A 6,188-nucleotide genomic window follows, 5' to 3' on the forward strand; every position below is an offset into this window, starting at 1 on the left:
GATCGGCGGCGTCGCGAGACGCCATCGATGGCAGATCCTAAAATCCTCAGATTCCAAGATCCATCAAGGACACCCGAACCAGCATGACCGATCTGACTGATCGCAAGGCGCCACTTGACGTCCTCGGGGCCGAGCGCCCCATGGACGCCACCGAAGCTGCCGCCGCGCGTCTCGAGGCCAGGGAAGCGGCCGGCGAGCTGCGTGCGCGTTGGGCGCCGGGCGACATCACCTTGCGTCATGCCGACTTCCTGGAGCACTTGCACGAGCTGGACGACGGCAGCGTCGATCTGATCCTGGCCGACCCGCCTTACGGGCTAGGCAAGGATTACGGCAACGACTCCGACAAGCGCTCCGGCGAGGATTTCCTCGACTGGACATATGGCTGGCTCGAAGCGGCGATACCGAAGCTCGCGCCGCGCGGCTCGCTGTACCTGTTCTGTACGTGGCAGTACGCCCCCGAGCTGTTCGTGTTCCTGAAGCGGCGCATGCTGATGATCAACGAGATCATTTGGGATCGCCGCGTGCCCAGCATGGGCGGCAGCACCCGGCGGTTCTCGTCGGTACACGACAACGTCGGCTTTTTCGCGGTCTCGAAGGATTACTACTTCGACCTCGATGCGGTGCGGGTGCCGTACGACGCCGCGACGAAGAAGGCGCGCTCGCGCCGTATCTTCGAGGGCAGCAAGTGGCTGGAACTGGGTTACAACCCCAAGGATCTGTGGTCGATCTCGCGATTGCACCGGCAAGACCCCGAACGCGTCGATCATCCGACGCAGAAACCGCTGCATATCATCGAGCGCATGGTGCTGGCCAGTTGCCCGCCCGGCGGTCTCGTGCTCGACCCGTTCATGGGCAGCGGCACGACGGCCGTGGCATGCGCGTTGCACGGCCGGCGTTTCGTCGGCTTCGAGCTGAACGCGCATTACCACGCGCTCGCCCACCAAAGACTTCAGAGACTTTCCGATCATGTCCCGCATTCAAGCGACGTTCCAAGCCTTGCAAGCGCAGGGTAAAAAGGGCCTCATCCCGTTCATCACCGCCGGCGATCCCGAACCGGGCTGGACGGTGAAGCTGATGCATGCGCTGGCCGACAACGGCGCCGACGTCATCGAACTCGGCGTGCCGTTCTCCGACCCGATGGCCGACGGCCCGGTGATTCAACGCGCCTCCGAGCGTGCGCTGGCCCGCGGCGTGAGCCTGGCGGAGGTGCTCGGCTACGTGGCGGTGTTCCGTCAGACCAACGACCGCACGCCGGTCGTGCTCATGGGCTATGCCAATCCGATCGAGGCGATGGGTCTCGACACCTTCGCCGAGCGGGCCGCCAAGGCCGGTGTCGACGGCGTGCTGGTCGTCGACTATCCGCCGGAGGAAGCCGAGACCTACGCCGGGGCCGTGCGTGCGCATGGCATCGATCCGATCTTCCTGCTCGCACCGACCTCGACCGAAGCGCGGATTGCCGCTGTGGCGCGTCAGGCCAGCGGTTATCTCTATTACGTCTCGCTCAAGGGCGTGACGGGGGCGGCGAGCCTGGATCTGGAAAGCGTGGCCGCGAAGATTCCTGAAATCAAGGCCGTCGCACCCCTGCCCGTGGGGGTGGGCTTCGGTATTCGCGACGCCGCGACGGCGCGCGCCATCGCGAGCGTAGCCGACGCCGTGGTCATCGGCAGCGCCATCGTTCAGCGCCTGGAAAACACGCCGCGTGATCTGGAAGGCCATAACGCGGTAAAATCGCTCGCTGAATTCATCGGCGGTATTCGCCAGGCGCTCGACGAGGGCGCCAAATCGGCGTAGATTTGCGGCGTTTGTTCGCGGGGTCGATTCGTCGAACCGCCCGGTGAAACGCTGAATTGACACGGCCGTGTTGCACGGTCGCCAGAAACGCCCGCCCCGCCTGGTGCGGGCGTTTGCCAAGGAGAAACTATGAGCTGGCTCGATAAGCTGCTGCCCCCGAAGATCAAGCAAACCGATCCGACGCAGCGCAACAAGAGCATCCCGGAAGGGCTGTGGATCAAGTGCCCGTCGTGTGAGGCGGTGCTGTATCGCAACGACGTGGAAGCGAATCTGCACGTTTGCCCGAAGTGCGATCACCACATGCGTATCGGTGCCCGTGCACGTCTCGACGCGCTGCTCGATCCGGAAGGCCGTTACGAACTGGGCCAGGAGATCGTGCCGGTCGACGCGCTGAAGTTCAAGGACAGCCGCAAGTACCCGGACCGCATCAAGGAAGCGATGGACGACACCGGCGAGACCGACGCAATGGTGGTCATGGGCGGCGCGATCCATACGCTGCCGGTCGTGGTCGCCTGCTTCGAGTTCGCCTTCATGGGCGGCTCGATGGGGTCGGTGGTCGGCGAGCGCTTCGTGCGTGGCGCGCAGAACGCGCTGGAGCAGGGGGTGCCGTTCGTCTGCGTGACCGCTTCGGGCGGTGCGCGCATGCAGGAAAGCCTGCTCTCGCTCATGCAGATGGCCAAGACCACGGCCATGCTCACCAAGCTGGCCAATGCCAAGCTGCCGTTCATTTCCGTACTGACCGATCCGACGATGGGTGGTGTGTCGGCCAGCTTCGCCTTCCTCGGCGATGTGGTGATCGCCGAACCCAAGGCGCTGATCGGCTTTGCCGGCCCGCGTGTGATCGAGCAGACCGTGCGTGAAAAACTGCCGGAAGGCTTCCAGCGTTCGGAGTTCCTGCTGCAGAAGGGCGCGATCGACATGATCGTCGACCGTCGCAAGATGCGTGAGGAGATTGCTCGCCTGATCGCCCTGATGCAATGCCAGCCGGCGGACGCCGTCGCCTGAGCACGGAAAATTCACGGGCGCGATGGCGTCGCGCGCACTGCCGCGGTGCCCCAAAGGGCGGTGCAACGGCGTAGAATGTCGCAACGCCACGCCGTGCCGCTCATGCGGCGCTTGAACGCATCACTCAGCAGGATAGAAAGCGCGGACGTTACGTGACGTCCGCGTTTTTGTTTTTCTGCCCGACCATCCATGCCGACCTACTCCACTCTCGACGCCTGGCTCGCCCATCTGGAAACCGCTCACCCTGTGGGCATCGATATGGGCCTCACGCGCATTGGTCGCGTGAAAGAGGCGCTCGGACTGCAATTCCCGTGCCCCGTCTTCACGGTGGGCGGTACCAACGGCAAGGGATCGACCTGCGCGATCATCGAAGCCATTCTGCTCTCGGCGGGTTATCGCGTGGGCTGTCACACGTCGCCGCATCTGATCTCGTTCAACGAACGCGCCCGCCTGAATGGCGAGAACGTCGACGACGCGACGCTGCTGAAGCATTTCGAGGCGGTCGAGGCCGCACGCACGAGCTTCGAAACGCCGGTCTCGCTCACGTATTTCGAGTTCACCACGCTGGCGATCATGCACTTGTTCGCCACCGCCGGGCTCGATGCCGTGATTCTGGAAGTCGGCCTGGGCGGGCGTCTCGATGCGGTGAACATCATCGACCCCGATTGTGCCGTCGTGACCAGCATCGACATCGATCACGCCCAGTATCTCGGCGACACCCGCGAGGCGATTGCCATCGAGAAGGCGGGCATCTTCCGCACGGGAAAGCCGGCGATCTGTGGCGATCCCGTGCCGCCGGCCTCGTTGCTGGCCGAGGCGGAGCGCATTGGCGCGGACCTGTGGCTGTTCGGTCGCGATTTCAACTATCAGGGCGACAAGCAGCAGTGGAGCTATGGCGGACGCCAGATGCGCCGCCCGTCGCTTGCGTATCCAGCCTTGCGGGGCGCGAACCAGTTGCTCAACGCGTCGGCGGCGCTGGCCGCGCTCGAATCGATGCGCGACACGCTCCCGGTGTCGGCGCAGGACATTCGGCTGGGGCTCTCGTCGGTCGAGTTGCCGGGGCGGTTCCAGGTGCTCCCCGGGCGTCCGGCCGTGGTGCTCGATGTGGCGCACAACCCGCACGCCGCTGCCGCGCTTGGCCACAATCTCGACGGCATGGGCTACTTTCCTTACACATACGCCGTGTTCGGGGCGATGGCCGACAAGGATATCGAGGGGGTGCTGCGGCATCTCGTCGACAAAGTGGATCACTGGCGCCTGTGCGCGCTGCCGACCGAACGTGCCGCGAGTCCACAGAAGCTGGAAGCGAGTCTGCGGGCGGTGGGGTTCGCGCCGGATGCCGATCATTCGGTCGAGACCTTTGACTCTCCCGAGAAAGCCTATGCCGCCGCGCTCGAGCAGTGCGGGGAGAATGATAGAATTGTGGTTTTTGGATCGTTCTTTACGGTGTCCGGCGTCATGTCGCACCGCAAATTACAGCGCCATTAAGGCATGACGGGACGTTGGCCGTGACAATTGCTTACGAGAAATGTCATGCGCGGTTCGCCCCCGATGCGCGATCATCATCCGTCCAACGACGCGAGTTACGACCAGAGCCAAGGGCCTATGGGATTGTTTTCCTTCCGCAAGAAAGACGCCGAAGCCGTTCCCCCCAAGCGCGGTAGCCGCCGGAGCGGCCGAACCGGCGCCCGTGCGGCGGGAGCGGGCGAATACAGCGAGCACGAGCAACTCGATCCGCTGCTGCCCGAGAAGCAACGCGCGCGCCGCCGTCTGGTGGGGGCATTGGCGCTGGTGCTCGCCGCCGTCATCATTCTGCCGATGGTGCTGGCCCCCGAGCCGAAACCGTCGGCTGACGACATCGCGATCCAGATTCCCGGAAAGGACACCAACTCGCCGCCCGTGCGCGTGAAGCCGAAGGCAGCCACGCCGCCGACCGACGCGTCGCTCGACAAGGGCGAAGTCGCGCTCGACAGCAATGCACTGGCCGGCGCGAACGCCGCCAAGCCGGCGGTCTCGACGCCCGCCCCGGCACCGACGGCCGTGCCGCCTGCCGCCGCGATGACCCCCGCGCCGAGCACAGTGCCGGAACCGGCGGTGGCGCAAGCGAAGCCGGAGAGCAAGCCGGAAGTCAAGAAACCCGAGCAGCACGCGGACGTGAAGCCGGCCGTGAAGCCGGAGTCGCACGACACGGCCAAGGCGCAAGCCAAGGCGCAGCCGAACAACAACGTCGCCGATCCCATTGCACAGTTCGCCCAGAACAACACGACGGCCAAACCCGCCAAATCGGCGGATAGCCACGACAGTGCGCAGAAGCCGGCGGCATCGAGCGGCAAGTACCAGGTGCGCATTGGCGCATTTTCGACGCAAGACCGGGCGCAGGCCTGGCTCGTCAAGCTCAAGCTCGTGAATGTGCCGAGCTACATGGTGAAGAGCAAGGTGGGGGGCCGTGAACTTTACCTGCTGCGCGCAGGACCGTTCGCCGATCGCGCGAGTGCGGAAGCGGCGGGCAAGAAGATTCGCGACGCCGGACTGACGGCGCAGGTCGCCGAGGCAGGCTGAGTTGAGCGATCCGGTGCATGGCGGTCTGCTGACCGTGGTGGATTACGGGGCCATTGCCATCCTGCTCGGCTCGATGCTGCTGGGCATGTTGCGCGGTCTGGTGCGCGAGTTGTTCAATCTGGTGGGCTGGGTCGTGGCGTTCTTCGTGGCGCGCGCCTTCGGCCCGGCGCTAGCGCATTGGTTGCCCGCCGATCTGCCCGGCGGCGAGATGACGCAAGGCGCCCTTGGCTTCCTGCTGGTGCTGGTCGCGGTGGTTTTTGGCGCCGGTATCGTCAGCGCGCTCGTCGGGCGCATGACCGATCTGATCGGGTTGCGTCCTGCCGATCGCGGATTGGGCATGATGTTCGGCATCGTGCGCGGCATGTTGCTCTTGATGTTGTTGATGGTCGCCGCCAAGTTAACGTCATTGCCGCAACAACCGGTGTGGCAGCAGTCGCTGGTGCGTCCGTGGGTCGAGGCGGGGTTGTCGCGGCTCATGCCGTATCTGCCCGAACCGGTGCAGCACTATCTGCACAATCCCGAGGCGGCGGTGCCGAGCGTCAATCCGCTGGGAACGCCGATTCCGTTGCCGCAGTTGGCGCCGTATCGTGGCACGCCGGATACGGGCGGGCAGGGCGGGCATGGTTCGCCGCGCCATTCGGACGGTGAGCGCGCCGAGGGGACTTCCGGCGCTGCGGAGACCTCGGGGACGTCCGCCCCAATGGGCGGTGGCGCCCTTCGCGGCGGTAGCGGCGGTAGCCTCGGCACGGGGCTGACGGGCGATGGCCTGAGCGGCCAAGGCGCGCTCGGTCAATCGCAGGGGTGGGGCATGCGCAGCGGCGGGGGGGGGGGGG

Annotated in this window: 6 protein-coding genes; all 6 read left to right on the plus strand. The window is 65.4% G+C overall.

What is annotated here, in order from left to right:
* Positions 1–140: 140 nt before the first annotated feature.
* Positions 141–1,013 carry a site-specific DNA-methyltransferase gene (locus tag A985_RS0117565; RefSeq protein ID WP_051060234.1) on the plus strand — a complete coding sequence of 291 codons (873 nt, stop codon included), beginning with the start codon at positions 141–143 and terminating at the stop codon, positions 1,011–1,013.
* Positions 967–1,791: a tryptophan synthase subunit alpha gene (gene trpA, locus A985_RS0117570; RefSeq protein WP_017234684.1), complete on the plus strand. Its 825-nt coding sequence runs from the start codon at positions 967–969 to the stop codon at positions 1,789–1,791. The genes A985_RS0117565 and trpA overlap by 47 nt, the downstream gene beginning before the upstream one ends.
* Before the next feature lie 129 nt (positions 1,792–1,920).
* Positions 1,921–2,796 carry an acetyl-CoA carboxylase, carboxyltransferase subunit beta gene (gene accD / locus A985_RS0117575; protein ID WP_017234685.1) on the plus strand — a complete coding sequence of 292 codons (876 nt, stop codon included), beginning with the start codon at positions 1,921–1,923 and terminating at the stop codon, positions 2,794–2,796.
* Positions 2,797–2,985: 189 nt separating this feature from the next.
* Positions 2,986–4,284 (plus strand): bifunctional tetrahydrofolate synthase/dihydrofolate synthase, encoded by a 1,299-nt coding sequence (gene folC, locus A985_RS0117580; protein ID WP_026132093.1) that lies wholly within the window; start codon positions 2,986–2,988, stop codon positions 4,282–4,284.
* 45 nt (positions 4,285–4,329) lie between these two features.
* The gene (locus tag A985_RS0117585) at positions 4,330–5,355 is read left to right on the plus strand and encodes an SPOR domain-containing protein (RefSeq protein ID WP_017234687.1); all 1,026 of its coding nucleotides are present in this window, start codon (positions 4,330–4,332) and stop codon (positions 5,353–5,355) included.
* 1 nt (position 5,356) lies between these two features.
* Positions 5,357–6,188 (plus strand): CvpA family protein (locus A985_RS27155; protein WP_083902350.1); only part of this gene is annotated, 832 nt, incomplete at its 3' end.

The organism is Pandoraea sp. B-6 (genome assembly GCF_000282835.1).
Lineage (GTDB): Bacteria > Pseudomonadota > Gammaproteobacteria > Burkholderiales > Burkholderiaceae > Pandoraea > Pandoraea cepalis.